Below are 25,757 nucleotides of genomic sequence, written 5' to 3'. Positions count from 1 at the left end.
CAAGGTGCACAATGGACAAGATCAAGCAGTGGCTCGCGCAACACGAAATTTCGGAAGTGGAGTGCCTGGTGCCCGACATATCCGGCAATGCGCGGGGTAAATTTACCCCCACGGACAAATTCCTTACCCAGGACAGCCGCCTGCCCGAAAGCATCCTGGTACAGACGGTCACCGGCGATTATGTGGACGAGCACAATGAGCTGGTGGATCCGGCAGATACTGACATGCTGCTGGTGCCCGACCCCGATTCCATTCGACTCAATCCATGGGCCAATGAACCCACGGCGCAGATCATTCACGATTGCTATACCCGGGACGGTCGACCACACCCTATCAGCACCCGCAATATCCTCAAGTTCGTGCTGGATAAATATGCGGCAAGAGGGTGGAAACCGATCGTGGCGCCCGAGGTGGAGTTCTACCTGGTCAAGCGAAACCTGGATCCGGACGAGAAGCTTTCCGCCCCGGTCGGTCGCTCGGGACGCACGGAAAAAACCCGCCAGTCCTACAGTATCGATGCCGCCAACGAGTACGAGCCTATCATCGAGGACATGTACGACTTTTCCGAAGCGCAGGGACTCGATGTGGATACCCTGATTCACGAGTCAGGCACCGCGCAAATGGAGATCAACTTCCTTCACGGCGACCCGCTAAAGCTCGCCGACCAGGTTTTCACCTTCAAGCGCACCGTAAGGGAAACCGCCCTTCGCCACGGTATATACGCCACCTTCATGGCCAAGCCGATGGAGCACGAGCCCGGTAGCGCGCTCCATATCCACCAGAGCATTGTGGACGCGGAGACCGGCCGGAATATCTTTGTCGACGAGAATGGCGAAGAGAATGACACCTTCATGCACTTTATCGGCGGCATGCAGAAGTTTACTCCCGGGTTTATCAGCTTCTTCGCGCCCAATGTGAACTCCTATCGCCGCTTCACGCCCGAGATTGCCGCCCCCACCAGCCTGCACTGGGGTTACGACAACCGCACTACCGGGCTGCGGGTGCCTGACAGCTCACCGCAGGCAAAGCGCCTGGAAAACCGCTTTCCCGGTGCCGACTGCAACCCTTACCTGGCGATCGCCACCTCCCTTGCCTGCGGCTACCTGGGTATTGTCAACGAGGTCAAGCCCAGTGCGCCCTACCAGGGCGACTGCTCGTCTGAGCCCATTACCCTCCCGCGCACCCAGGAGCACGCCCTGAGCCTGCTGGCGGAATGCGCCGAGGCGCAGGAGATGTTCGGAGAAAAGTTTGTACGGGCCTGGAGTGCCATCAAGCGCGATGAATACGAGGAGTTCAATCGCGTGATCAGCTCCTGGGAACGGGAATACCTGCTCCTGAACGTCTGACGCTATTCGCCTGCGGGAGTTACAGGGCACCAAAAAGCCTCCAGCGACCGCACTGGCACCCACGAAAAAGGGCAGCAAACGCTGCCCTTTTTCTTTGCCCTTCCGGGCCCCTTCGCGATCCCGGATGGCCTCCGGAATCGCTTTCACTACTTGTGACTGGGATCCTTCCAGTAATCCTTGACGGTATCCTTCATTTCCCGCGCGAGGACACTGATACCGAAGAGGTTGGGCAGTGTCATGATGACGATTGCCACAGCCGACAGGTTCCAGATGATTGTCGTATCCTCGATAGCCGCCCAGAAGAATGCCAGCACATAGACCAGGCGGTATGGCATGACTGCACGCGGGCCGAGCAGGTAGATCATCGAGCGATCGCCGTAGTAAGACCAGGCGATTGCGGTAGAGAAGGCAAACAGCAGGATGCCCAGCGTAACGATCAGGCTACCGTATTCACCGAAGAAACCACGCTGGAAAGCGACGTTGGTCAGGGCGACAGAGTGAACCAGAGAGTTACCCCAGACCTCGATGTTGGGATTGGCAAAGCGTCCATCCCTCACGGTCAGCACGCCGCTGAAAGTGTCCTCCCCGACACGGAACTCGATATCCTCGGCGATGGAGCGCGCATTGATCAGCGTGAACTCACCCTGGTTCAGCGGGCGGCCATCGGCCACTACGATAGAGCCGTTGAAGGTTTCCACCTCGGTGGGCTGGCCGCTCAGGAAACCGAACAGCTGCTTCACGTCCCCGGGCTTCTCATCGGTATAGTTGCCCGCAAGCGCGACCATATCGGCCCGCTCAAAGCGGTTGAAGTGCTTTTCGGTCCACACGCCGGACGACAGGATAACCAGGCCCGTCAATGTACAGATAATCAGGGTGTCGATAAACGGCTCGAGCAGCGACACCATACCCTCGGAAACCGGCTCATCGGCACGGGCCGAGGCGTGCGCAATCGGTGCTGAACCCTGCCCGGCCTCGTTGGAGAAGAGCCCCCGGTTGACGCCGCGGTTAAACGCATAGGCAAAGCTGGCGCCGAGGAATCCACCGGCTGCGGCAGAGCCGTTGAAAGCATCCCTGAAGACCGCAACGAACGAGGGAATGATATTCTCGACGTTGTAGAGAATTACTCCCAGGGCACCGATTACATACAGTACCGCCATGATCGGTACGATAGTGGAAGTCACCTTGGCAATGCGGGTGATGCCGCCGATGATCACCAAGCCGAGCAGGATAGCGAGCACCCCGCCGGTCAGCGCCTTGTTGAGGCCGAAGGTGTCGTACATGGCCTGGGCGATATTGTTCACCTGCGGCAGACTGCCGGTACCGAAAGAGCTGATCACCGTGGCAATGGCAAACAGGACCGCCAGCCACTTCATGTTGAGGCGACGCTCCATGTAAAACATCGGGCCGCCCGCGTAATAACCATCGGCCGCCTTGACGCGGTACTTGTGCGACAGCGTAACCTCGACAAACTTCGTGGTCATACCGAGGAAGGCCGTCACCCACATCCAGAAGAGAGCCGCCGGCCCACCGAGGAAGATGGCCAGCCCCACGCCACCGATATTGCCCGTGCCGACGGTACCGGACAGGGCTGTCGACAGGGCCTGGAAGTGGGAGGTATCACCGGGATCACCCGGCTTGTCGTACTTACCGCGAACGATCTTGATCGCATGGCCGAAATACCGCACCTGCGGGAATCCCAGATACAAGGTGAAGAACAGGCCGACTCCCAAAAGCACCCATGGAAACCAGGGCGCCGAGCCGAGCAAGCCATCCAGGCTCAACAGCAGTTGATTGAAGGATTCCAAATTGACCCCCACTACTCTGTAATTATTTACGTTTATTTTTACAGCTCTGGCTGCAGATAGCTGCGCAGATTAGCAGTTTCCGGCAACGTAGAACAGTAACCGTTACCCTACTCCAGGAATGCAAAGTGAGCCCTGTGTGGAAAGAGCCCGTAGTGGCCGCCCGTGTGGACGAACACCAGGTTGTCGCAGTCGCGGTAACGTCCCCGGCCCAGCTCCTGTAGCAGGCCGTGGAAAGCCTTGCCGGTATACACAGGGTCCAGTACCAGCCCCTCCAGCGATGCCGCTTCCGCGATAGTCCGGTAAACGGGCTCATCGGCCACTGCGTATCCCGGGCCGATATAATCGGCATTCACACTGACATTGAGCGTTTTTTCATCAAAGCCGTGACCACCATCAGCGGACCAGGCTGCCACATCCTCGTGGACCTTGCGGATGAAATACTGCTCATCATCACAGACCGCATACCCCTCCACGACCGTGGCCGCCCCGGCCAGGTGAAACCCGAGTGTCAGGCCCGCCTGGGTTCCCCCGCTGCCGGTGGCACAGACAACGTACTCTGGCCTGAAGCCCGCGCGGTGGCAGTCCTGCAACAGCTCCTGCGACCCGGCCAGGTAGCCCCAGATGCCCAGGCCATCACTGGCGCCAGTGGGAATCAGCAATGCCTTGTGGCCGTGATCCGCGTAAACCTTCTCCCAGTGGGCAAAAATTTCCTGTTGCTCGCGGAAATACTGTCGCTGTGGATAAAACGACACCTTTGCGCCGGCGAGCCGGTCCAGCAACAGGTTGCCGTCCATTTCACCGCTGTGCTCACCGCGAAGAATAAGGTGGACGTTGAGGCCCAGTCGGGCCCCCACCAGGGCGGTGGTACGACAGTGGTTGGACTGCAGGCCACCACAGGTAATGAGGGTGTCACAGCCTCGCTCCAGCGCCGCCCCCGCAATAAACTCCAGCTTGCGCAGCTTGTTCCCGGACATGGCGGCTTCTGTAAGGTCATCGCGCTTGACCCAGATGCGCGGGCCGTCAAACGGGGTGGAATATTTCTCGGTAATACGATCGAGGGGCTGCAACGGGGTCGGAAGACGGGCGAGTTCGACTCGGGCTGGGAAGGCAAGAGTATCCATGGTCGATCCGTCGGCCTTTCCGGTTTGCTACTGGCCGGGCCCGCCATGCAAAAAACCCGGCATCACGCCGGGTTTTCACGGAACCGTCCAGAGTGGTCCTAGATTTTCTTGATGGTGCCCTTGGGCAAAATGGCGTGCACTGCCACCTTCTGGAACTTGAGTTGCATATTGTCGGCAACCTCAAGCACCAGGTAGTCCTCATCCACCTTGTCGATGCGACCCAGCATGCCGCTGGTCATAACCACTTCATCGCCCTTTTTCAGGGCGTTGACCAGTTCCTGATGCTCCTTCTGCCGTTTGCGTTGCGGGCGGATAATAAAGAACCACATGAACGCAAACAGGCCGGCAAACATCAGCAGGGTCACCATGGGGTTACCCTGGGGCGCAGGTGCAGCCTCCTGAGCTACGGCGGCAGGAATGAAAAAGCTCATCAATCAACCTCGAAAAGTCAGCCATTTAATTGTGGCCAACTCTAACGGGTTTACCCTGCCGAGGCAATCTGCCGGAGGCGGCCTGCCCGAGGCACTATACGGGCCCGCGCTGGCAGGCCCGGATTTCCATCAGAAGCGCTGGCGGACCTGGCGGCGATAACCGGTCGGTGACATTCCGGTCCAACGCTTGAAGGCACTGGTAAAGCTGGTCCTGTCGGAGAAGTCCAGGATTCTGGATATGCCGTCAACACTGAGCGCGGTGTCCTTCAGGAAATGCACTGCGTGGCGGAAACGCACGTGGTCTCGCAGGGAAGCAAAGCTCAGGTTATGTTCCTGCAGGCGGCGCTGCAGGGTACGGGTAGACATGCTCAGGTCGGACGCCACAGGGCGAATGGCAAGGGATGCCTTGCCGATGCGCTGTTCCAGCACGTCGATCACGCGCGCGGCAATACCGAAGCTGGTGGCTTCAGGCGGGGCCAGTAGCTGATCGAGAATATTGGGATCGCCCGAGAGCCGGGCCTGCTGCAGGGGCTTGTCTTCAGACAGGGAGGTCTGATCTGGCTGAATATGATTCATAGAGCTGCTCCTTATAAGTTCCGTGAGCCGCGGTTATTTTTTCTACGTCCGCTTCCTGCGAATCCCTGAATCTTTACCTGCCCCTACCACTGACTTCAAGAGCCGATTACCAACCGGTTACGGGGAAACACTTGAAACAGACTTCGAATCCATCGCAGAACTGTACAAAAATTAACCTTACACCCGGCTACTTCCTTTCAGGGGAACCCTGTGCCGGCGCTTCTTTACACAAGCCAGTATAGACCAATCAGAGAGAATGCAAGGCGCGACAGGCAACTTTTTTTTAATTTTTTAAATGACACCTTGCCAGCGTCCGCCGGTGTTTACTCCGCCGCCGGATCGATGATGCACAGAGGGGCGCTAACCAGCCACGCAACGCGGAGGACAGCCGCGGTAAGGCCGCACCGCGGCTGGCGGTCAAACCGAGGGAAGGTACCTCAGTCGAGGTTTTCGGAAATCCAGTTCAGGACATCGTCATGGTGGGTCTTGGTCTTGACCTTGTCGATGATATGACGCAGGCGGCCACCCTTGTCGATGATAAAAGTGGTGCGCAAAAGGCCCATATACTCACGCCCCATGAACTTCTTGAGGCCCCAGCACCCGTACTTGTCAGCCACCTTGTGGTCCTCATCCGCCAGCAGGTCAAAGTTGAGTTCGTGCTTTTCGATGAATTTCTGCAGTTTGCCTTCCGGATCGGGGCTAACCCCAAGCACCACGGTGTCGTGCTCGGCAAAACTGTCAATACTGTCACGAATGCCGCAGGCCTGGGTGGTGCAGCCGGGGGTCAGCGCCTTTGGATAAAAATACAACACCACGTTTTTTTCACCCCGGAAGTCCTTCAGTGAAACCTTTTCACCATCCTGGTTTTTCAGTGTAAATGCCGGAGCCAGGTTACCAATCTTGGGAAATGACACAAAACCCCCTGAATCAGAAGTTAAAGTTGCTGTGGAAGAAGAAAGCCGGGCAATTATACCGAACCCGGTCGCTGCGATGGCAGTCACCACCACACTTCCCGAAAGGGATTTAGGAATGCCAGATAAGCCTTTGATAAATTTATATTTTTTCGCGCCAACCCCAACGGTCAGAATTGCACCACACCGTACCCCTTCTCCTTGCGGGCAAAGATACCGCAGCTGCTGAGCTTTTCGACCAGCGCGGCACGCTCGGCATCGGTGAGGAAGCCCCCCACCTCCAGGCAGCCCTCGGGGCCGGAAAAGCTTACCGAAGCCGGCTCGGTCGCCGTGTCCATGCGCACCAGCACCCGCAGGCTGTCGCGGTCAAATTCACGATGGTAGACAAACTGCTGACGATGCCCGCGGGAGCAATCCAGTACAACACGCTCGCCGTTTATCCGGATCACCTCCCTGCGCGAGCCCTCCAGGTATACGTAAGTGAGAAGTCCCCCCAGCAGCAGCATCTCGAGGCTCGCGAACGGGAGCACCATCCAGGCTCCCGCCAGCGCGAAGGCCACACTGATCCCCAGCGAGACAGCCAGCAGCGAGATGAACACCCACAGGTTTCCGGTGACAGACAGGGACTGGTTAGGCTGCAGGAGGATACAGGTACTGCCGCGGGAGGTGCGGCCAACTTCAGTTACCATAGTCGCGGCTTCCTGGTACTACCTGCCATAAGTGTAGTCAGGGCACTTCAGCGACCAAAACGCGCGCCAGGCCTGGCATCGCGTACAGCCGGCCATAAAAAAACCCGCGCAAAGCGCGGGTTTTCGCGTACCAGGCCGGGATACGGCCCGATGTGCTTATGGCAGCAGGTGTGCCACTGCATCACGCTCTTCCGCCAGCTCCTGCTCGGTGGCAGTCATTTTCTCGCGGGAGAAGTCATTGATGTCGACGCCCTGTACTATCTGCCAGTCCCCACCCTTGCAGGTGCAGGGGAAGGAGTAGATCAGGCCTTCCTGGATGCCGTAGGAGCCGTCACTGTAGACAGCCATGCTGGTCCAGTCGCCATCCGCGGTGCCCAGTGCCCAATCGCGCATATGGTCGATCGCCGCATTGGCCGCCGAGGCCGCGGACGACGCACCGCGCGCCTTGATAATGGCCGCGCCGCGCTGTTGCACGGTCGGAATGAAGTCGTTCTCGTACCAGTCCTGCTCGATCTTCTCCATGGCGTCTTCACCGGCCACCTTGACCTGGTGCAGGTCCGGGTACTGGGTGGACGAGTGGTTGCCCCAGATGGTCATGTGGGTGATGTCATTGACACTGCTATCGGTCTTGTTGGCCAGCTGGGACAGGGCACGGTTGTGGTCCAGGCGGGTCATCGCAGTGAAATTGCGCGGGTCCAGATCCGGGGCGTTGCGCTGGGCGATCAGTGCGTTGGTGTTGGCCGGGTTGCCCACTACCAGCACCTTGACGTCGCGGGACGCGACATCGTTCAGCGCCTTGCCCTGCGCCGAGAAGATCGCCGCGTTGGCCTCCAGCAGGTCCTTGCGCTCCATACCCGGGCCGCGCGGACGCGCGCCCACCAGCAGGGCATAATCCGCGTCCTTGAACGCAACATTGGCGTCGTCGGACTGGACAATACCAGCCAGCAGCGGGAAGGCGCAGTCTTCCAGCTCCATGGCGACGCCTTTCAGCGCTTCCAGGGCCGGGGTAATTTCCAGCAGTTGCAGGATTACCGGTTGGTCTTTGCCCAGCATTTCGCCAGAGGCGATGCGGAACAGCAGCGAATAACTGATCTGGCCGGCGGCGCCGGTCACAGCAACACGTACAGGTGCTTTCACGATAGTTCTCCCTCGTCTGTAAGCGGCCCGCATTATAGAGACTTGCAGATAAATTTCACCTTCGGGCGCCGGGCTCCCGCGCCGCGGGGGTCATGCCGCGTGTTTACACCGCAGCCGTATTCGCTTCGGCGTAACGGCTGGCGAGCGCGGAATACAGCAGGTCGCTGAAGTCGCTGCTGGAGGCGTCCAGGGACTCACTCAGCTCTGCCAGGTGCTCATTATCCTCACGCCCGGCCCAGTTCTTGATGTAACTGCCATCCTGGTAGCCGTGATCCTGGCGGAATCGATTCAGTACATTCTTGCCGACATAACGCCGATAGAGTTCATCGAAGGACATGCCGGTATCCGCCAACAGCTGGGCAAAGCCGACCAGGTCAAACTGGCGGCTGGCCAGTGTATTCAGCGTGAACACCTCGAGGTGCTCACGGAAATCACCCGGGGCGGCCTGCATCGCAGCCAGTTCCGCGGTCATATCAGCCGCCACCTTCTCCGGCCTACCCTGCTGCAGCTCGAGACTGAGGCCAAAGTGCCAGATATCCACCAGCTCGAGTTTTACCTGGTCCATATCCGGTTGCTGCTTCTTCCACCACTTCCAGCCGTAGTGGTCCAGCAGCTCGGCACTCTCCACCCAGATGGCCCGGTACCAGGCAAACTCCTGCTCACGCCAGTTGTCATTCACCAGCGTATTGATCTCGTCTTGCAGTGCCAGCATGGCCTGCAGCTGTTGTTGCATCATCGGGAATACTTCCTGCGTGCGGGCTCAGGCGGCCCGCGGGAAAAGTCGGTAAAAGTTTTCTGTGGTGATTTCGGCCAGTTCCTCCAGCGCCAGCCCGCGGAGCTCGGCGATGAACTCTGCCACCTCCCGCACGTAGGCAGGGATGTTGGGCTTACCCCGATAAGGCACCGGCGCCAGGTACGGCGAGTCCGTCTCCACCAGCAATCGGTCGAGCGGCAGCTTGCGGGCCACGTCCCGGAGCTCTTCGGCGTTCTTGAAGGTCACGATACCGGAAAGGGAGATATAGTAATTCAGGTCCAGGGCCGCCCGGGCCATCTCCCAGCTTTCGGTAAAGCAGTGGAGCACGCCGGCATGGTCAAGCGAGCCATGGGTGCGAATGAGTTCCAGGGTATCCTCACGCGCATCGCGGGTGTGCACGATTACCGGCAACCCTGCACGACCGGCAGCACGCAGGTGCGCAGCAAAACTCTCTCGCTGGGTATCTTTCGTATCGGTGCTGTAATAGTAATCCAGCCCGGTTTCGCCGAGTGCCACCACGCCGGGTTTCTTTGCCAGCTCCACGAGGCGGTCCTCGGTGGCGAGCCCGGAATCCACGTCCAGCGGGTGGATCCCCACCGAGCAGACCACGTCGGGATACTGGCCGGCAATTTCCACCACCCGGTCCACGTTATCCAGGCTGATCCCCACGCAGAGGAACTTGTGCACCCCCCTCGCGCGCGCCAGGTTCAGCACGTCACTGAGGTCTCCGCCGAATTTGTCCAGTTTGAGCCGGTCGAGGTGGCAATGGGAATCTACTAGCATCAATCACTTACAATGTATGGGTGGGGCGGCTGGATTCCAGGGAGCCCGCCAGGTACGTTTCGATTTTGCTCTGGGCAAGGTTGTCCTTGTCGGTAAACTGTAATCCCACTCCGGGGGAGCGGTTGCCCTGGGCCCCCGCCGGGGTGATCCACACAACCTTGCAGGCCACCGGCACCTTGTCAGGCTCGTCCATCAGGTTCAACAACAGGAAGACTTCATCCCCCAGGTTATAGGGCTTGTCCGTCTTCAGGAACAGGCCACCGTTTTTGACAAACGGCATATAGGCTGCGTAGAGCACCGACTTGTCCTGAATCTTGAGCGTCAGGATACCCCGGGCGCCCCCTCCCATGGCGGTCATATTCCATCCTCAGTATTGTCGTTGTAATTGTCGTTACGGTAGCCGAGCACACCGGGCCTGTCCAGAATGGCCAGGGTGCACGGAAGTTGCCACGCGGCAACCATTCGCCTAGCGGCGATTGTACAGCCGCCCCCAGCGGATCATCAGCTCCTCGACCAGCAGCCGCTTGTTCGGGTTCGCCGTGCCCATCAATGCATTCCGGGCCTCCAGCAACTGGTCGCTGAATGCGAACAGCGGGCGCAGGCTTTCCGCCCCTGCACCCGGCAATCGTTGCAGCAGGGCCACCACCTGCTCGTCGGGGGTCAGGTCGCAGCTGCGCGCCCGCATCATCAGCGACACCCAGTGCTGCCAGAACTGCAACAGCTGTGGCAGTTCCACCCCTTCCGGCGGACTCTCCCAGCGCCCCGCCAGGGCCACTGCGCTGGCCGCGCCCCGGGTAAGCTCGGTCAGGTCCGAGAGAAACTGTTCCCGCGCCTCCCGGGCCTCAGGCTCGGCCAGGTTAACCGCCAGCAGAGGCGCCCCGCCGGCAAGCTCGAGGGCGCGGGCCGCACCCGTGCCGTCCAGGCCGCCCTCCTTGAGCCAGCGCAGCGCCACATCCCGGGCCGGAGCAGGGAAAGGCACCGTCTGGCAACGACTGCGAATGGTCGGCAAGAGCCCGGCAGGCGCGTCCGACACCAGCAGAAAGACCACCGACGGGGCCGGCTCCTCCAGGTTCTTCAACAGGGCGTTGGCCGCATTCACGTTCATCGCCTCGGCCGGTGCCAGCCACACGACCCGCGCCCCTTCCCTGCCGCTGGTACGACCGACGAAGCTCCCCAGCTGACGCACTTGCTCCACCTTGAGGGGGCCGCCCGGTTTTTCCGGCTGCACCCGCAGGAAATCAGGGTGTGAGCCCGCCTGCCAGAGGCGGCAGCCACGGCAGTCCCCACAGGCGAGACCGTGACGAGGTTGTTCACAGAGCGCCAGCGCAGCAAACGCCTCGGCAAAGCGACGCTTGCCGAGGCCCGGCGCACCGCTCAGCAGCAGCGCGTGCGGACAGCGCCCCGCGCGCCACTGGGCTCCCAGGCGCTGCCAGGGCTCTGCCTGCCAGGGTAGCGGGGAGGGAATGCTGGTAGCTGTTTGATCAGTTTCTGACACGCCAGTCCTGTTGCTGTTGCAAAAGACCGCCCCTCTCAGTCGAGGAGCGACTCCAGTTGTTCACCCAGGTCGCGCTGGACACTTTCCAGTGCCTGAGCGGCATCGATCACCGCATAGCGGGCGGGGTCCGCTTCCGCGCGCGCCAGGTAGGCTTCACGCACCCGGCGAAAAAACGCCAGCTGTTCGCTCTCAAAGCGGTCTGCCGCGCCTGTCCGCGAGGCGCGTTCAAGGCCCACTTGCGGGTCGAGGTCCAGCAACAGGATGCGATCGGGACGCAGGCCACCCTGCACAGTCTGCTCAAGTTGCGCGATCAGCCCAAGATCCAACTGGCGGCCACCGCCCTGGTAGGCGTAAGTGGCGTCGGTAAACCGATCGCACACTACCCATTCGCCACGCTCCAGGGCCGGCAGGATAACTTCTGCCAGATGCTGCGCACGGGCAGCAAACACCATCAACAGCTCGGCCGTGGGGTCCACTCGCTCTTCACGCCGGCACAGCAGCAGCTCGCGCAACTGTTCTGCCAGCGGGGTTCCCCCTGGCTCGCGAGTCTGCACAAAGGGAATTTCCCGCGCGCGCAACCAGTCGGTCAGGTAGCGGAGGTTGGTGGATTTACCGACCCCCTCACCACCTTCCAGCGTAATGAACTTGCCCCGGGCCAAGGTCAGTTCTCCTTGCCCGGGCTGGAACGATAATCCGCACGGCGCTTCAGCTGGTACTCCCGCACAGCGCGGTTATGCTCGGCAAGGGTGGCCGAGAAGTGGTGGTAGCCATTGCCTTTGGCGACAAAATACAGGGTGTCCCCCGCCTTGGGATTGAGCGCCGCGCGGATAGCCTCCCGCCCCGGCAGGGCAATGGGTGTCGGGGGCAGCCCTTTGATCACATAGGTGTTGTATGGGTTTGCCTGGCGCAGGTGTACACGCCTGAGGTTCCCGTCGAACTCGTCACCCAGCCCGTAAATCACCGTGGGGTCGGTCTGCAGGCGCATGCCCTTGTTGAGCCGCCGCACGAAAACGCCGGCGATCTCATCGCGTTCCGAGGGCTGGCCGGTTTCCTTCTCGACCAGCGAGGCCATGATCAGGGCCTCGTAAGGGCCGGCATAGGGAAGGTTATCGCTGCGCGCCTGCCACTCCTCTTCCAGCACCTTCTGCATGCGCTGGTAGGCCTGGCGCAACAGCTCGATATCGGTGGTGCCGGAGCGATAAATATAGGTATCCGGGAAAATCCAGCCCTCGGCGCTCTCGCCTTCGAAGCCCAGTGCCTCGGCCGCGCTCAGGGTATCTGCGGCGGCGTCGGTTTTGACTATATTGCGGCCCGCCCGCACCTGGTCCAGGGCCTGGGCAAAAGTCCACCCCTCCACCAGGGTCAGCCGATAACGCGTGACATCACCGGTGTGAAGCCGCTCCACCAGGTCCATTGCGTTACTGCCATAAGGTATCAGGTACTCCCCGGCATGAATGCCGGTCTTTTCCTGCCAGTATGCATACAGCAGGACGGCTTTGGGGAGGGTCACGACACCCTGCTCGCCCAGGCGGTCGAGTACTTTCGACAGGCTGCCGCCACTGGCCACCTCAAACCGGAGACCGTCTTCGCCGATCGCCAGTGGTTCCACGAGGCTCTTCTGGTATGCCCAGAGTGACCCGGCCGCAGCCACCACCAACAGCAGGCTGCCCAAAAACAGGTAGCGCCAGCGGCGCCCGGCTGCAGGCTTGGCCGGCTCACCTCGCTTGTTCTTCTTTACCACAACTCTTCCGTCACTAACTGCTGTAACTTACGGGTCTCGGGCCCGGGAGTTCCCAGGGACCGCCCATCCAATTCGGCAACCGGTAACACGCCCCGCACACTGTTGCACAGGGCGAGTTCAGCGGCGTGTTCGAGCATCTCGACCGATATATCGACTTCGCGTACCGGGACTCTCTCCCGGAGCCAGTCTCGCATTACACCGCGCACACCGCAACGACTAAGGTCCGGCGTCAGCCAGCCCGCCCCGGTGCGTACCAGCAGGTTGCAGCGCAGGGTCTCGATCGCCCGGCCGGCTGTGTCGAGCAGCAGGCCATCGCAGGTGATGCCGGTAGCGGGCAATTCGGCCAGGGCGCGATTATACCGCGGTCGCTGCAGCAGTTTGCAGCCAGGATTCGCAATTTCGGAGGGTTCCAGGCGGGTGTGGCAGAGGCTCAGGCATACGCCCGACTCCAGCCCCTCGCCGGGATCCAGTGACTCGACAGCCATATCCCAGCTGCGGCGAGGTCCCGGCTCGGAAAAGCGCAGGCGAACCCGCGCAGGGCCGGGAAAATGCCCAAACTGGCCCAGGGTGCTTTCTACCGGCTCCAGGTCGCCGGGGGTCACAGCGCCACTGCGAAGCAGTCGCGCTCGATGAAGCCGCCAGAGGGGCACACGCCCACCCTGGAGACGCATCGTCTCCAGCTGTCCGGCACCGAGTGACGCATCGGGCGGCAATTCGGCTACCGGTAGGCCGTTGCGGAAATAGACCGGAAGATTCATGGCGGAGGGGGCAGTAGCCGGAAAGGAGCGCCCCGCTGCCGGCTGGCAGCGGGGCGGGCGAGATCAGACACGCCCGAATACAAGCGAGCCATTGGTGCCCCCGAACCCGAATGAGTTCGACAGGACCGAGTCTATCGTTAACTTCTGGGGCTCTGCCGGCACCAGATTGATACCGCCACAGCTTTCATCCACATTCTCGAGGTTGATGGTGGGAGGGGCCACCTGGTCGCGCAGGGCGAGAACCGAGAAGATCGCCTCGATGGCTCCGGCGGCGCCGAGCAGGTGCCCGGTCATCGATTTGGTGGAGCTCACCGCAAGCTCTCCGGCCTCTGCACCGAAGACAGACCGGACGGCCGCGATCTCGGCCTTGTCCCCCAGCGGCGTCGAAGTACCGTGGGCATTGATGTACTGTACGTTCCCCGGAGCCAGCCTGGCATCACCCAGCGCATTGCGCATTGACAGGGCCGCACCGGCACCATCCTCGGGCGGGGACGTCATATGGTGGGCGTCACCGCTCATACCGAAGCCGGTCAGCTCGGCATAGATCTTCGCCCCGCGGGCCTTCGCGCGCTCGTACTCTTCCAGCACCAGTACGCCGGCGCCCTCCCCCAGGACGAAGCCATCGCGATCCCGGTCCCATGGGCGACTGGCGGCCACAGGATCGTCATTGCGGGTAGACAGTGCTCTCGCAGCGCAAAATCCACCCAGTCCTACCGGGGTAGTCACCATTTCAGCACCGCCGCAGACCATCACGTCCGCGTCGCCATACTGGATGGTGCGCAGGCCCAGGCCGATGGCGTGTGTGCCCGTGGTGCAGGCGGTGGTAGTGGACAGGTTTGGCCCTTTCAGGCCGTATTTGATCGACAGGTTACCGGCCACCATATTGATGATGGCTCCGGGAACGAAGAAAGGGGAAACCCGGCGGGGCCCCTTTTCAGCGATCAGCTTGGTGTTTTCCTCGATCGCGGCAATGCCTCCCATGCCGGAACCGATGCAGGCGCCCATGCGCGGCGCATCCTCTTCGCTGACTTCGAGACCACTGTCCTCAATGGCCTGGATGCCCGCCACCATGCCAAACTGGAGGAACACATCCATCTTCCGCGCTTCCTTCGCAGGCATATACGGTGTCGGGTCAAAATCCTTCACGGTAGCCGCAAAGCGGGTGGAAAAAGCGGAGACATCAAAAGATTCAATCGGCGCGGCACCGCTGGTACCAGCGAGAACAGCCGACCAGGTCTCATCCACGGTATTGCCCAGTGGACTCACCATACCCATGCCGGTTACGACAACTCTTCTGCGTGACACTCTTGTTCCCCCGAAAATCTCTGCTGCACTGGCGGACTGTTTACGTACGGCTTACCGACGGAGATCAATCCGGCAGTCACATTTCCTTGTTCGCAATAAAAGGAGAGCCGTACTATGCAACATAGAACGGCTCTCGCAATATTCGTGCGGCAAGGGACGGCTCTACACCGCCCTAGCCTATTTCCATCCGGCTCGGATTAACCAAGGTTCTCCTTGATGTAATCAATCGCGAGCTGGACGGTGGTGATTTTCTCCGCTTCCTCGTCCGGAATTTCGGTCTCGAATTCCTCTTCCAGGGCCATTACCAGCTCAACTGTGTCGAGTGAATCAGCGCCCAGATCTTCAACAAAAGAGGCTTCAGGCTTTACGTCTTCTTCCTTAACGCCCAGTTGTTCAGCAACGATCTTTTTGACGCGTTCTTCAATGCTGCTCATGATTCAATTTAACTCCTAGTGGATGAAAATCTGTTATTAGTCGTTATTGTTCCCAACCGCTGATTCATGCGGATATAACGACCAGCTCACACAGCTTATGGTTAATGCGAGGCGGCATTGTACCCTGATTTCCACGGGATGTAATGCACCGCCGGGACCAACCCCAAGCTACCCTACAAACTCTTTGTTTTTCAATCTGTTATGAACATTTTCTGAGAAAATGCTCAAGCCATATACATGCCGCCATTTACGTGGATCGTTTCACCGGTGACGTAGCCGCCGGCATCGCTGGCCAAAAATGCGACAACAGAGGCAATCTCTTCCGGCTGACCCAGGCGGCCCAGCGGTATCTTGCCCATCAACGCCTCGCGCTGCTCTTCCGGCAACACGCGGGTCATATCGGTATCGATAAAGCCGGGCGCCACGGTGTTCACCGTGATGCCGCGGGAACCCACCTCGGCGGCAAGGGAGCGACCAAAGCCGGCCACCCCGGCCTTGGTGGCCGCGTAGTTGCTCTGGCCCGCATTGCCCATGCTGCCAACTACCGAGCTGATATTGATGATACGCCCCCAGCGAGCCTTGGTCATATCCCGCAGGCAGGCCTTGGTCACGCGATAGACGGCGCTCAGGTTGGTGTCGATCACCGATGCCCACTCCTCGTCTTTCATACGCATCAGCAGGTTATCCTTGGTGATGCCGGCATTGTTGACGAGGATGGTCGGCGCGCCGAACTCTTCCTTTACGCTGGCCAGCAGCGCCGCCAGGCTGTCAGCGCTGGTGACATCCAGAACTCTGCCTGCGCCTTTTACACCCTTCTCCGCCAGGCGCGCGCTTATCTTTTCCGCACCCGCCTCGCTGGTGGCGGTGCCGATTACGATAGCTCCGAGACTGCCCAGGGTGTCGGCGATAGCTGCACCGATCCCGCGGCTCGCGCCAGTGACCAGCGCAACTTTGTCATTCAGGGACGTTGTTATTGTCATTACTACTCCAGGTTCGCCTATCCAGCGGTTGCCAGCGCAGCCTCATTGAGCTGCGCCGGAGTTTCGATGTTGTGGCAGCTCAGGCTGCGATCGATACGCTTGGCCAGGCCGGCCAGCACCTTGCCGGGACCACATTCAACCAGCTGATCGATACCGTCCCTGGACATCTCCTGCACGCAGGCAGTCCAGCGCACGGGACTGTAGATTTGCTCGACCATCAGGGCCTTGATGGCCACGGGATCCAGTTCCCTGCGCGCATGGACATTGTGTATCACGGGGATTTCCGGCACATGGAACTCCGCCTGCTCGATCTGGGGGGCGAGCTTTTCCGCTGCAGGGCGCATCAGTTCGGTATGGAATGGGGCACTTACCGGCAGCGGCATGGCGCGCTTGGCGCCGGCGGCCTTGCAGTTCTCGATCGCACGATCGACCGCGGCCTTGCTGCCGGCGATTACCACCTGGCCGGGAGAGTTGTAGTTGACCGCTGCCACAACCTCATCTTCCGCCGCCTCGCTACAGGCCTTCTCCACCGCTGCATCGTCCAGGCCGATTACCGCAGCCATGGCGCCCTCACCGGCCGGAACCGCCTCTTGCATCAGCCTGCCGCGCTCCCGCACCAGGCGCACGGCATCCACGAAGGCCAGGGTGCCGGAGCAGACAAGCGCCGACCACTCGCCCAGGCTGTGACCGGCCATCAGCGCCGGGCGCGCACCACCCCGGGCGCACCAGGCCCGATACAGGGCCACGCTCGACGTCAGCAGGAGGGGCTGGGTTCGCTCGGTCAGGTTGATGTCTGCCTGCTCACCGCGCTGGCAGAGTTCCCAGAGGTCGTAACCGAGCACATCGGACGCCTCAGAGAAAGTAGACCGGATCTCGGGAAATTCAGCCGCAGCCTCGGCCAGCATGCCTATTTGCTGGGACCCCTGGCCGGGAAAGACGAATGCGAGCCTTGCATTGGTCATGGGACATCCTTACACCTGGTTGCGTTACTGGTGAGAGACGCGCGCCTGCAACCTTGCCATGGCGTCACCCAGTCGGGCGGCGAGGTCCGCGTCGGCACACTCTTTGGCAGTGATCATCGCCCGGTAAAATGCCTCACTGCTGGCACCACCATGACTCTTGATCACATTGCCCTTCACCCCTAAAAAGCTGGCGCCATTATAGCGGGAGGGCTCCACCTGTGTACGCCATTTTCGCAACAGCTTTATGGCTAACTGGCCAAAAAAGCGCTTGAAAGGCGTCTTGTCCTCAATCGTAAACGCTTTTTGACCCATCAGTCTAATGACGCCCTCGGCCGACTTCATGGCAACGTTGCCGAGCAGGCCGTCGCAGACGACGACATCCACGCAGCCGGTGAAGATATCGTGCCCCTCGACAAAACCCGCGTAATTGATCTCCGGGTCGGACTCAAACAACTCGGCCGCCCGGCGAATTTCCTCGGTACCCTTGTGGGCCTCGGCACCAATGTTCAGCAGCGCCACCTTCAGCTCGCACTTGTCCGCATGAACCCTCTGGGCCTCGATACCCATCCGCGCGAACTGCAACAGGTCTTCCGCGCTGCAGCCGATATTCGCACCCAGGTCGAGCAGGAAGCAGGAGCCTCGCTCGGTTGGCACCGACTTGCCCAGTGCCGGGCGCCGGACACCATCGATAGTACCGAGAATACTTCGGGACAGCGCCAGTAACGCACCGGTATTACCGGAACTGACCACCGCCTGGACCTGCCCGTCGGCAAGTGCCTGCAGCGCCCGCCCCATCGACGAATCTCGCTTGTGGCGCACCGCCTGGATCGGGTTACATTCCTGCGTAATCTCCTGCTCGCAGTCGACCAACTGCAACCTGGTGGCGAGGGAGGATTTTTGCTGCTCGGTAAGGAGGCTGGAGAGGAGGTCATGGGGGCCGAACAGCTTCAGCTCAGCACCTGGAAACCTCTGGAGGAATCTGACACAGGCCGGAACGACAGAGCGGGGACCTAAGTCCCCGCCCATCGCATCCACGGCCAATCGCAATTGGCTGGACAAGACTTACTCTTCTTCAGAGCCGCCGACTTCGATCACTTTGCGACCGCGGTAGAAGCCGTCTTTGGTCACGTGGTGACGAAGGTGCTTTTCACCGGTTGTCGGATCGACGGACAGAGCCGCACCAGCACCGAGGGCGTCGTGGGAACGACGCATACCGCGACGGGAACGGGTCTTTTTGCTTTTTTGAACAGCCATGGCTTGCTCCTAAAATCAACAAGTTACACTGGAACCGGGGCGCCTACCGGCGAGCCCTAACTCGGCGGGAGTCGACTAAGACTTGCCCGACGAACCCTTCAACTGTTCCAGCACTTTAAAGGGGTTTTCACGCTGCTCATCCTCCCCTGCAGGCTCTTCCCCGGCGCGGAAGTGCTCGCTGGCGACGCACTCCTCATCGTGGTAGGCCACCATGGGCAGGTTGAGCAAAATCTCATCTTCCAGTGCTTCGTACAGGTCCAGCTCATCGCTGTCCTGAATCACTGGATCCAATTCCTTGGGCAGCGCCTTGCCCTGCTCCTCGGACCAGACAATACCCCACTGGAAACTGCACTCCAGCGGCGCAGGCATCGGCTGCAGGCAGCGCTGGCACAGCAGCTTAACCTCGCCGTCGAGTTGCCCGGTCACCGTAAAGTGCCCCTCCAGGTCCCTGCTGAAATCCAGGGTCGCCCGGACATCTCCTGCGACAGACTCTACCACGCCTGCCACACGCTCGAGCCCGGTCGCGGGCAGAGTGCCCGACAGCTGCTGCTCGCGCTGGGCCAGCTTGCGGGCATCCAGGCGCCGCGGCAGCTCTGATTTAGAGGGGGGTATCGACATAAGCGCGCAATTCTATGGACTCGCCCCACCCTTGTCAAAACAAATCAGCAGCCTCAAACTCGCCGCCGTGCACCTTTATTCCGAGCCACTCGTGGAGAGCCCGTCATCATGGCCCACCCCCTGATTCTAGCCTCCAGCTCACAGTACCGCCGCGCCCTGCTCAACCAGCTTGGCCTTACCTTCGAAAGCGCCTCCCCCCATATAAATGAAGCAGCATTGGAGGGCGAGCCCGCACGGGACCTGGCAGCAAGGCTGGCGAGACAGAAAGCTCTCGCGCTGGCCGAGCGCTTCCCGCAGGGCATCATTATCGGCTCCGACCAGGTGGCCGAATGCGGCGGCAGAACCCTGGGGAAGCCCGGCAGCCCTGAGCGCGCCGTAGAACAGCTGATGGCCTGCAGTGGCAAGAGAGTGCACTTCCACACCGGGGTGAGCGTGCTGGACGCAACTTCCGGCCGCCAACTGGCCGAAGTGGAGCAGTTTGATGTCGTGTTCCGCAGCCTGCGGGAAGACCAGATCCGCTATTACGTCGAACAGGAAAACCCGGTCGACTGTGCCGGATCATTCAAAGTAGAAGGGTTGGGCATCGCTCTTTTCGAAAAAATGGAAGGGACTGACTACAATTCCCTGATCGGCCTTCCATTAATTCGACTGATAAGCATGCTGCGGCAGTTCGATATCGATGTCCTGGGGCCGGCCGCAACGGACTGAACCCGTCACGGAACCAGCGGCGGCCACTCCAGCAGCTGGGGAAACTCGTCGATAATGGCCTGCGGCTTCCAGGCCCTGAGCCTGTCCGGCTCGTGCACACCGTAACTCACGCCGATGGAGGGCATTTCCAGCGCCGCGGCCATCTCCAGGTCGTAGACCGTGTCCCCCACCATTACCGCCTCCCCGGCGGGACAGCCCACCTCCAGCAGGATCTCTTCCAGCATCCGGGGATGTGGCTTGGAGGCGGTTTCGTCGGCACAGCGACTGGCCACGAAGAGATCCCCCAGCCCTCGCTCACCCAGCTCGCGGTTCAGGCCCCGCCGGCTCTTGCCAGTGGCTACCGCCAGCTGGTGGCCGCCACCGAGCAGCCGGTCAAGCGTCGGCAGAACCCCCTCGAAAAGGGGCAGCGGCTCGCCCCGCGCCGCCAGCCACTCTTCCGAGTAGAGCTCTCGCACCCGCTGTCGCTGGTCACTGGCAGCCTCGGGGAACAGGCTGGCCACCGCCTCCGGGAGGCCGAGGCCGATAATATTGCCGATGGCCTCGGGGTTGAGCACCGGCAGGCCGGCCCTCTCGGCCGCCCGCTGCATGCAGTGGATGATACGCTCCGCGGAGTTGCAGACGGTTCCGTCCCAATCGAGAATTACCAGCATCCCAGTTACCTGCCTTGATCCAAAACTTACCAACTACTACCGGATCAACCCTGGCGCAGTGCCGCGAGGACGGATTCGAGCTCCTCCGGGAGCGGCGCCGCCACCTTCACCACCTCCCCGCTCGGCAGGGAGCAGGAAACGCTCGCTGAATGGAGGAACAAGCGCTTCAACCCGAGCCCGCGAAAACGGCGGTTTTCCTCGTCCGGTGTGTATTTCACATCGCCCGCCAGCGGGCAACCCACAAACTGCGCATGCACCCGGATCTGGTGCGTCCGCCCGGTCACCGGCTCGGCAGCGACCAGGGTCGCGCCACTAAAGCGCTCAAGGACCTGGAAGCGGGTCTGCGATGGCTTGCCGTCCGGGGCCACCGAAACCATGCGCTCCCCGCTCTTGAGGGTATTCTTCCGCAGCGGGGCCTCAACGAGCTTCCGTCCCCGCGGCCATTTGCCGCTGGCCAGAGCCAGGTAGGACTTGCCCACCCTGCCCGCGCGCAGTTCCGCCTGCACGTGCTGGAGCACGGAGCGCTTGCGAGCCACCATAATGGCGCCACTGGTATCCCGGTCGAGCCGATGAACCAGCTCAATGAAAGGGCTGCCGGGAAACATCTGTCGCAGGACCTCGATCAACCCGAGCCGCACCCCGCTGCCACCATGCACTGCCAGTCCGGCCGGCTTATTGATCACCAGCAGGCCATTGTCGTCATAAAGTATGGATGCCTGCACCAGGTTGCGCAGGGATTCCCCCGCAACTGCCGGCGGAGCCTGCTCCGTCGTGCGGATTGGCGGCACGCGCACGACGTCCCCGGCTCTCAGCCGGTATTCCGCCTTTACGCGCCCCTTGTTGACGCGCACCTCTCCCTTCCGCAGGATGCGGTAGACACGTGAGCGCGGCACGCCTTTCAGCCGCGCCTGCAGAAAATTGTCGATTCTCTGACCAGCCAGTTCAGCCGGAACCGTAAGGAACTGAACGCCAGGAGACCCGTTACCGGGGGACTTGGAAGCCGCTGGGGCCTCATCGGAGGGGTGATTACTTCGCATGGGCGCATGATAGCGGTACCACAGGCGCAATTGAAGCGGCATCGACCTCGTGCTATATTCGAGCGGCTTGAATTGGGCTGGTTTTCGGCGATGCGCGGCTCCCCATGCTGTGAGCTCAGGCATCGCTCAAGAGAAAATACCGCCAATCGGCCGGTGCGCGGACATCCGCGACATCAACAAAACTCTGTCGACGAGGTGGGGCCCATCACCAGAAAGTAGAGGGCGCCTCGTCGGCCTTCGACTCCCGCCAAACCGGCGGGTATTTATCGCGAAGGTAAGACGGGCTGAGGCCCGCAGCGCTTGAAAGAAACGACTCAGGACACTTTACGTCCCACTCTGTAACAGCAGGCCAGCGATCGAACTGGCCCTCCGGGAGGCGAAGACCAGGACTCCCGGACGACACAACTACATAGATGAAGGGGCCCGGCCACAAGCCGGAAATTACAGAGCCGGAAGACAAAAGTAATCCCCGCCGCCGGGTTCGCAGGTAACACGAACCCTTAAAGAAGGCGGTTCCGCCTGCAGTGGTATATGCCACTGCCCGGCGGGCGGCGCCCTGTCCAGAGACTGGGCACGAGGCGCCGGAGGTCGAAATGGCAGCACCGCCCGTTGCGGGCTGCCAAAGGTATCGCAGTGTGACTGCCGGGTCGATGCGACCCTGCCCCACCGGGCAGCGGGCCATCCCCCCTTTCCCTGCACGACCGCGTGGCTGCCACGTGGCACCCTACAACAAGCCTGCGACTTCAGTGTCTTGCCTTTGTGCAACGCAAGGACATTAGACACGCATGAAGAGAATGCTGATCAACGCAACTCAGCCCGAAGAGTTGCGCGTAGCCCTGGTCGATGGCCAGTGGCTCTACGACCTGGATATCGAAAACCGCACCCGCCAGCAAAAGAAAGCCAATATCTACAAGGGAAAAATCACCCGCGTAGAACCCTCCCTGGAAGCGGCCTTCGTCGATTACGGCGAGGAGCGCCACGGCTTCCTGCCCCTCAAGGAAATCTCCCGCGAATACTTCAGCAAGCAGCCCAAGGACATCGACGGCCGCGTCAAGATCAAGGACGTGGTCAAGGAGGGGATGGAAGTCATCGTCCAGGTGGACAAGGAAGAGCGCGGCAACAAGGGCGCTGCCCTCACCACCTTCATCAGCCTCGCCGGCCGCTACCTGGTGCTCATGCCAAACAACCCCCGCGCCGGCGGCATCTCCCGCCGCATTGAGGGCGACGAGCGCTCCGAGCTTCGCGATGCCCTGTCCAGCGTGGAAGTGCCTTCCGGCATGGGCATTATTGTACGCACCGCCGGCGTAGGCCGTAGCGGCGAGGAACTGCAGTGGGACCTGAACTACCTGCTGCAGCTGTGGGATGCGATCAAGACAGAAGCCGATGACTCCAAGGCGCCGCACTTCCTGTTCCAGGAAAGTAACGTCATCATCCGCGCCATTCGCGACTACATGCGCGACGATATCGGTGAAGTCATTGTTGACGACAAGGGTGCCTACCAACTGGCTGCCGAATTCGCGCGCCAGGTCATGCCCCACTATGCCAGCAAGGTAAAGTACTACGAGGACGCCATCCCGCTGTTCAATCGTTACCAGATTGAAAGCCAGATCGAGACGGCGTTTGAGCGGGAGGTAAAACTGCCTTCCGGTGGCTCCATCGTCATCGACGTCACCGAAGCGCTCGTTTCCATCGATATCAACTCCTCCCGTGCCACCAAGGGCGGCGACATTGAGGAGACCGCCCGCTCCATCAACCTGGAGGCAGCGGACGAGATCGCCCGCCAGCTGCGGCTGCGCGACATGGGCGGCCTGGTGGTGATCGACTTTATCGACATGCAGAGCAAGTCCAACCAGCGCGAAGTCGAGAAGCGCATGGACAAGGCCCTCAGCATGGACCGGGCCCGGGTCCAGATCGGACGCATTTCACGTTTCGGCCTGCTGGAGATGTCGCGCCAGCGACTGCGCCCCTCGCTCGGCGAAACAACCTTCCGCGTCTGCCCGCGCTGTAGTGGCCAGGGCACCATTCGCGGGACCAAGTCACTGGCCCTGTCCATCCTCCGCCTGGTAGAGGAAGAGGCCAAGAAAGAGCGGAGTGCGGAGATCCGCGCAATCTGCCCGGTGAATGTGGCCACCTACCTGCTGAACGAGAAGCGCAAGGCGATCTCCCAGATCGAGTCGCGCAACAACACCCGCGTGGTGGTAGTGCCCAACGCCGATCTGGAGACTCCCCACTTCGAGGTCCAGCGGCTGCGCGACGACGAAACCGCCACCCTGGAAACTTCCTACAAGATTTCCGGCACCCTCGAGGAAGCTGCCGACAGGGACGAGGAGCCGATGCGCGCACCGGCCCAGCCGGCTGTACAGCAGCTCGCCCATACCGCGCCGGCCCCGACGCCGACCCCGGCAGCGGCCCCTGCGCCGGCTGCAAAGCCGCAGCCCGGACTCATCAGCCGCCTGATCAGTGCCATCAGCGCCCTCTTCTCCGGAGAAGAAGAAGACAAGGGCAAGAAGAAGCACAAGAAAACCAAGGATCGCGGCAAGACTTACGAGAAGCGCGGCCGGGGCCAGCGCGGTAACCGCGGTGGCCGCTCCGGCCGCGGCGGACGGCGCCGTGAGGACGATCGCCCGGAGTCCAAGCGCGAGGACAAACAGGCCCGCAAGCAGGCGGAAAAGCGCGAAGACAAGCGCGAGGCGAAGCGCGAAGAGCAGCGTGAGGAGAAGCGCGAGGAGAAAGGTGCCGCCAAGCGCGACGAAGCACAGGGTGCCGAGCGCCCGCAGCGCCGTCGCCGCCGCCGCCGTGGCGGTGAGGGTCGTCGCCGTCGCGAGGAAGGCCAGCAGGTTGCAGAGCAGTCAACTACCGCCGAACAGGCTGAAAGCCCGGCAACCGAAGCCGAGCCTGAAAGCCGCGAGCGCCCGCAGCGCCGCCCGAGCAATGTACGCGGTCGTCCGCAGGCCCGCCGTCGCGGCCGTCGCGGCGAGAACGCTGCTGCTGCCGCCGTGGCCCAGGGACAGGAGGAGCTGAACCGCGAGGTCAACGAGGCTATCGACGAAGCCGAAGGCGAAGCGAAGAAGTCTGCGGACAGGCAGCCCAAGCCAGCAGAAACCACCACTGCGGCACAAGAGGCCGCACCTGCAGCCGAGAAAGCAGAGCAGGCGCAGCCCGCGGAAGCCGAAACGCAAGCGGCGAAAGAGTCATCCACGACCGCAACAGGTCAAGCCGCTTCTGCTGAAGAAGCCACCCGCAAGCCCCGCCGCAAGGCCGAGGCGGGCGAGACCGGCGAGGTGGAGAAGAAGGCCCGTCGCAAGCGCGAGCCGGAAGCAGCCGGTGAAAAGCCCCAGGCCGAACAGGCTGCAGCTGCAACCGAAAAGCCGCAGGGTGAACAGGCACCGACTGCAGGTGAGAAACCGGCTGTGTCAGCGCCGAAGGAAGAGACTCCTCCGGCTGAGCCTGCCACCGCTGCAGAGGAAGCCGCTCCCGCGCAGAAGGAAGAGCCTCGCCAGCCGCAAGAAGCAGTGAAAGAGGCAGCCCCGGAAACGCAACAGCAACCTGAGCAGGAAGAGCAAAAGCCTGCCGCAGAAGCTCCGCAAGAGCCCACTGTCGGCAAGGAACGTCAACCGGCGGAAGAAGCCGTTGCCGAAAGCGCTCCCCAGGAAGAAGAAGCAGCAGCCGAGCCGGTAGCGGAGGAAGCAGCCGCGGTAGCGACACCTGCCGCCACCGCACCCGGTCGCGCCAGCAATGATCCCCGGGTCAACCCTCGCCCGCTGGGTGAACTGGCGATCGTCACCGAGCAGCGCGATATGGGGCTCAAGCAGCCGCTGGACACCTCCAGGCCGGCCGCCATCGAGCACCAGCCCCGCGCCCTCGCCCGCCCGGCCAACGACCCGCGCGTCGCTCGCGAGGCACCCCAGGCAAACGACGAGAGCGACAGCTCCGCCGAGGCGAGCTGATCGGGAGGAAGGCCTGCCACCACGCAGGCCTTCCATCCCCGGACGCTGTTCAAAATTGCAGCTAACCTATTGAAGTTCCTAAAAAAATTGCCCACGCCCTTGTACCCGGCAACCACGTCGGTATAATGCGCCGGACAATTTGGTGGGGTGGCTGAGTGGTCGAAAGCGGCGGTCTTGAAAACCGTTGACTGTAACAGGTCCCAGGGTTCGAATCCCTGCCCCACCGCCATATAAAAGAACCCGGCCTCGTGCCGGGTTTTTTTATATGGTGCTGGGGTGGACCCGGATAAGAACCCCCGTTCGACTCGGAGGGCG

General features: G+C 61.4%; 27 protein-coding genes and 1 tRNA gene. 5 read left to right on the top strand and 23 right to left on the bottom strand.

The window, feature by feature from the left end:
* The first annotated feature begins 11 nt into the window (after positions 1 to 11).
* Positions 12 to 1,346 carry a glutamine synthetase family protein gene (locus tag BLT26_RS08165; protein ID WP_091511826.1) on the top strand — a complete coding sequence of 445 codons (1,335 nt, stop codon included), beginning with the start codon at positions 12 to 14 and terminating at the stop codon, positions 1,344 to 1,346.
* A gap of 146 nt (positions 1,347 to 1,492) precedes the next feature.
* On the opposite strand, the gene BLT26_RS08160 is transcribed toward BLT26_RS08165, so the two are convergent.
* From BLT26_RS08160 to BLT26_RS08095, 14 genes are all read right to left on the bottom strand, one after another.
* Entirely contained in the window at positions 1,493 to 3,151 is a 1,659-nt protein-coding gene (locus BLT26_RS08160) for an alanine/glycine:cation symporter family protein (protein ID WP_091513312.1), read from the bottom strand.
* A gap of 107 nt (positions 3,152 to 3,258) precedes the next feature.
* Positions 3,259 to 4,272, bottom strand: coding sequence for a D-cysteine desulfhydrase family protein (locus BLT26_RS08155; protein ID WP_091511822.1), 1,014 nt, complete (start codon positions 4,270 to 4,272; stop codon positions 3,259 to 3,261).
* A gap of 98 nt (positions 4,273 to 4,370) precedes the next feature.
* Positions 4,371 to 4,703 (bottom strand): preprotein translocase subunit YajC, encoded by a 333-nt coding sequence (gene yajC / locus BLT26_RS08150; protein WP_091511818.1) that lies wholly within the window; start codon positions 4,701 to 4,703, stop codon positions 4,371 to 4,373.
* Positions 4,704 to 4,832: 129 nt separating this feature from the next.
* Positions 4,833 to 5,279 (bottom strand): helix-turn-helix domain-containing protein, encoded by a 447-nt coding sequence (locus BLT26_RS08145; protein ID WP_091511814.1) that lies wholly within the window; start codon positions 5,277 to 5,279, stop codon positions 4,833 to 4,835.
* 437 nt (positions 5,280 to 5,716) lie between these two features.
* Complete coding sequence (gene bcp / locus BLT26_RS08140; protein ID WP_091511811.1) at positions 5,717 to 6,193, bottom strand: thioredoxin-dependent thiol peroxidase; 477 nt, start codon at positions 6,191 to 6,193, stop codon at positions 5,717 to 5,719.
* Between the two features lie 167 nt (positions 6,194 to 6,360).
* Entirely contained in the window at positions 6,361 to 6,879 is a 519-nt protein-coding gene (locus BLT26_RS08135; RefSeq protein WP_091511807.1) for a DUF2244 domain-containing protein, read from the bottom strand.
* Positions 6,880 to 7,035: 156 nt separating this feature from the next.
* Positions 7,036 to 8,016 carry a malate dehydrogenase gene (locus tag BLT26_RS08130; RefSeq protein WP_091511804.1) on the bottom strand — a complete coding sequence of 327 codons (981 nt, stop codon included), beginning with the start codon at positions 8,014 to 8,016 and terminating at the stop codon, positions 7,036 to 7,038.
* 103 nt (positions 8,017 to 8,119) lie between these two features.
* Positions 8,120 to 8,749 carry a dUTP diphosphatase gene (locus BLT26_RS08125; protein ID WP_091513307.1) on the bottom strand — a complete coding sequence of 210 codons (630 nt, stop codon included), beginning with the start codon at positions 8,747 to 8,749 and terminating at the stop codon, positions 8,120 to 8,122.
* A 27-nt stretch (positions 8,750 to 8,776) separates the two neighbouring features.
* Positions 8,777 to 9,553 (bottom strand): TatD family hydrolase, encoded by a 777-nt coding sequence (locus BLT26_RS08120; protein ID WP_091511800.1) that lies wholly within the window; start codon positions 9,551 to 9,553, stop codon positions 8,777 to 8,779.
* Positions 9,554 to 9,560: 7 nt separating this feature from the next.
* Positions 9,561 to 9,911, bottom strand: coding sequence for a PilZ domain-containing protein (locus BLT26_RS08115; RefSeq protein WP_091511796.1), 351 nt, complete (start codon positions 9,909 to 9,911; stop codon positions 9,561 to 9,563).
* Between the two features lie 108 nt (positions 9,912 to 10,019).
* Entirely contained in the window at positions 10,020 to 11,048 is a 1,029-nt protein-coding gene (locus BLT26_RS08110; protein WP_091511793.1) for a DNA polymerase III subunit delta', read from the bottom strand.
* 35 nt (positions 11,049 to 11,083) lie between these two features.
* On the bottom strand, positions 11,084 to 11,707 hold the full coding sequence (gene tmk, locus BLT26_RS08105) for a dTMP kinase (RefSeq protein WP_091511790.1): 624 nt from the start codon (positions 11,705 to 11,707) through the stop codon (positions 11,084 to 11,086).
* 2 nt (positions 11,708 to 11,709) lie between these two features.
* Entirely contained in the window at positions 11,710 to 12,789 is a 1,080-nt protein-coding gene (gene mltG / locus BLT26_RS08100; RefSeq protein WP_245720647.1) for an endolytic transglycosylase MltG, read from the bottom strand.
* The gene (locus tag BLT26_RS08095; protein WP_245720675.1) at positions 12,783 to 13,409 is read right to left on the bottom strand and encodes an aminotransferase class IV; all 627 of its coding nucleotides are present in this window, start codon (positions 13,407 to 13,409) and stop codon (positions 12,783 to 12,785) included. Before BLT26_RS08095 ends, mltG begins: the two co-directional genes overlap by 7 nt.
* Here BLT26_RS08095 and BLT26_RS16610 point away from each other — a divergent pair.
* Positions 13,338 to 13,487 (top strand): hypothetical protein, encoded by a 150-nt coding sequence (locus BLT26_RS16610; RefSeq protein ID WP_245720679.1) that lies wholly within the window; start codon positions 13,338 to 13,340, stop codon positions 13,485 to 13,487. The two genes, BLT26_RS08095 and BLT26_RS16610, sit on opposite strands and share 72 nt — an antisense overlap.
* A gap of 123 nt (positions 13,488 to 13,610) precedes the next feature.
* Here BLT26_RS16610 and fabF read toward each other — a convergent pair whose 3' ends face one another.
* The 7 genes from fabF to BLT26_RS08060 all read right to left on the bottom strand — a co-directional run bounded on the left by fabF (position 13,611) and on the right by BLT26_RS08060 (position 19,100).
* Positions 13,611 to 14,852, bottom strand: a complete 1,242-nt coding sequence (gene fabF / locus BLT26_RS08090; RefSeq protein WP_091511782.1) for a beta-ketoacyl-ACP synthase II — start codon at positions 14,850 to 14,852, stop codon at positions 13,611 to 13,613.
* A gap of 197 nt (positions 14,853 to 15,049) precedes the next feature.
* The gene (acpP, locus tag BLT26_RS08085; protein WP_067080870.1) at positions 15,050 to 15,286 is read right to left on the bottom strand and encodes an acyl carrier protein; all 237 of its coding nucleotides are present in this window, start codon (positions 15,284 to 15,286) and stop codon (positions 15,050 to 15,052) included.
* A 224-nt stretch (positions 15,287 to 15,510) separates the two neighbouring features.
* On the bottom strand, positions 15,511 to 16,266 hold the full coding sequence (fabG, locus tag BLT26_RS08080) for a 3-oxoacyl-ACP reductase FabG (protein ID WP_091511778.1): 756 nt from the start codon (positions 16,264 to 16,266) through the stop codon (positions 15,511 to 15,513).
* A gap of 17 nt (positions 16,267 to 16,283) precedes the next feature.
* On the bottom strand, positions 16,284 to 17,228 hold the full coding sequence (fabD, locus tag BLT26_RS08075; protein ID WP_091511775.1) for an ACP S-malonyltransferase: 945 nt from the start codon (positions 17,226 to 17,228) through the stop codon (positions 16,284 to 16,286).
* Between the two features lie 24 nt (positions 17,229 to 17,252).
* Positions 17,253 to 18,287: a phosphate acyltransferase PlsX gene (gene plsX, locus BLT26_RS08070; protein ID WP_091511772.1), complete on the bottom strand. Its 1,035-nt coding sequence runs from the start codon at positions 18,285 to 18,287 to the stop codon at positions 17,253 to 17,255.
* A 3-nt stretch (positions 18,288 to 18,290) separates the two neighbouring features.
* Positions 18,291 to 18,482 carry a 50S ribosomal protein L32 gene (gene rpmF / locus BLT26_RS08065; protein ID WP_091511768.1) on the bottom strand — a complete coding sequence of 64 codons (192 nt, stop codon included), beginning with the start codon at positions 18,480 to 18,482 and terminating at the stop codon, positions 18,291 to 18,293.
* Positions 18,483 to 18,557: 75 nt separating this feature from the next.
* Positions 18,558 to 19,100, bottom strand: coding sequence for a YceD family protein (locus BLT26_RS08060; RefSeq protein WP_091511765.1), 543 nt, complete (start codon positions 19,098 to 19,100; stop codon positions 18,558 to 18,560).
* 108 nt (positions 19,101 to 19,208) lie between these two features.
* On the opposite strand from BLT26_RS08060, the gene BLT26_RS08055 reads away from it, so the two are divergent.
* Positions 19,209 to 19,808 (top strand): Maf family protein, encoded by a 600-nt coding sequence (locus tag BLT26_RS08055; RefSeq protein ID WP_091511762.1) that lies wholly within the window; start codon positions 19,209 to 19,211, stop codon positions 19,806 to 19,808.
* Positions 19,809 to 19,813: 5 nt separating this feature from the next.
* Here the strand turns inward: BLT26_RS08055 and BLT26_RS08050 are convergent, their stop codons facing one another.
* Positions 19,814 to 20,458, bottom strand: a complete 645-nt coding sequence (locus tag BLT26_RS08050) for an HAD-IA family hydrolase (protein WP_091511758.1) — start codon at positions 20,456 to 20,458, stop codon at positions 19,814 to 19,816.
* A gap of 44 nt (positions 20,459 to 20,502) precedes the next feature.
* Positions 20,503 to 21,495 (bottom strand): 23S rRNA pseudouridine(955/2504/2580) synthase RluC, encoded by a 993-nt coding sequence (gene rluC / locus BLT26_RS08045; RefSeq protein ID WP_091511753.1) that lies wholly within the window; start codon positions 21,493 to 21,495, stop codon positions 20,503 to 20,505.
* Between the two features lie 785 nt (positions 21,496 to 22,280).
* Between rluC and rne the strand changes: the two genes are divergently transcribed.
* Entirely contained in the window at positions 22,281 to 25,442 is a 3,162-nt protein-coding gene (gene rne, locus BLT26_RS08040; protein ID WP_091511750.1) for a ribonuclease E, read from the top strand.
* Positions 25,443 to 25,583: 141 nt separating this feature from the next.
* Positions 25,584 to 25,671 (top strand) — tRNA-Ser (locus BLT26_RS08035).
* Positions 25,672 to 25,757 lie beyond the last annotated feature (86 nt).

Source organism: Microbulbifer yueqingensis (assembly GCF_900100355.1).
GTDB lineage: Bacteria > Pseudomonadota > Gammaproteobacteria > Pseudomonadales > Cellvibrionaceae > Microbulbifer > Microbulbifer yueqingensis.
The sequence above is the reverse complement of the archived record's forward strand: the minus strand, read 5'-3'. Positions and strand labels throughout refer to the sequence as shown.

Excerpts from the sequence above, each read along its gene's own strand:
- fabG (WP_091511778.1), bottom strand. The coding sequence starts at position 16,266 with ATGACAATAACAACGTCCCTGAATGACAAAGTTGCGCTGGTCACTGGC.
- BLT26_RS08125 (WP_091513307.1), bottom strand. The coding sequence starts at position 8,749 with ATGCAACAACAGCTGCAGGCCATGCTGGCACTGCAAGACGAGATCAAT.
- BLT26_RS08050 (WP_091511758.1), bottom strand. The coding sequence starts at position 20,458 with ATGCTGGTAATTCTCGATTGGGACGGAACCGTCTGCAACTCCGCGGAG.
- acpP (WP_067080870.1), bottom strand. The coding sequence starts at position 15,286 with ATGAGCAGCATTGAAGAACGCGTCAAAAAGATCGTTGCTGAACAACTG.
- BLT26_RS08060 (WP_091511765.1), bottom strand. The coding sequence starts at position 19,100 with ATGTCGATACCCCCCTCTAAATCAGAGCTGCCGCGGCGCCTGGATGCC.
- BLT26_RS08155 (WP_091511822.1), bottom strand. The coding sequence starts at position 4,272 with ATGGATACTCTTGCCTTCCCAGCCCGAGTCGAACTCGCCCGTCTTCCG.
- BLT26_RS08120 (WP_091511800.1), bottom strand. The coding sequence starts at position 9,553 with ATGCTAGTAGATTCCCATTGCCACCTCGACCGGCTCAAACTGGACAAA.
- rpmF (WP_091511768.1), bottom strand. The coding sequence starts at position 18,482 with ATGGCTGTTCAAAAAAGCAAAAAGACCCGTTCCCGTCGCGGTATGCGT.
- BLT26_RS08055 (WP_091511762.1), top strand. The coding sequence starts at position 19,209 with ATGGCCCACCCCCTGATTCTAGCCTCCAGCTCACAGTACCGCCGCGCC.
- rne (WP_091511750.1), top strand. The coding sequence starts at position 22,281 with ATGAAGAGAATGCTGATCAACGCAACTCAGCCCGAAGAGTTGCGCGTA.
- yajC (WP_091511818.1), bottom strand. The coding sequence starts at position 4,703 with ATGAGCTTTTTCATTCCTGCCGCCGTAGCTCAGGAGGCTGCACCTGCG.
- BLT26_RS08165 (WP_091511826.1), top strand. The coding sequence starts at position 12 with ATGGACAAGATCAAGCAGTGGCTCGCGCAACACGAAATTTCGGAAGTG.
- rluC (WP_091511753.1), bottom strand. The coding sequence starts at position 21,495 with ATGCGAAGTAATCACCCCTCCGATGAGGCCCCAGCGGCTTCCAAGTCC.
- BLT26_RS08145 (WP_091511814.1), bottom strand. The coding sequence starts at position 5,279 with ATGAATCATATTCAGCCAGATCAGACCTCCCTGTCTGAAGACAAGCCC.
- BLT26_RS16610 (WP_245720679.1), top strand. The coding sequence starts at position 13,338 with ATGCCCAAACTGGCCCAGGGTGCTTTCTACCGGCTCCAGGTCGCCGGG.
- BLT26_RS08115 (WP_091511796.1), bottom strand. The coding sequence starts at position 9,911 with ATGACCGCCATGGGAGGGGGCGCCCGGGGTATCCTGACGCTCAAGATT.
- BLT26_RS08135 (WP_091511807.1), bottom strand. The coding sequence starts at position 6,879 with ATGGTAACTGAAGTTGGCCGCACCTCCCGCGGCAGTACCTGTATCCTC.
- fabD (WP_091511775.1), bottom strand. The coding sequence starts at position 17,228 with ATGACCAATGCAAGGCTCGCATTCGTCTTTCCCGGCCAGGGGTCCCAG.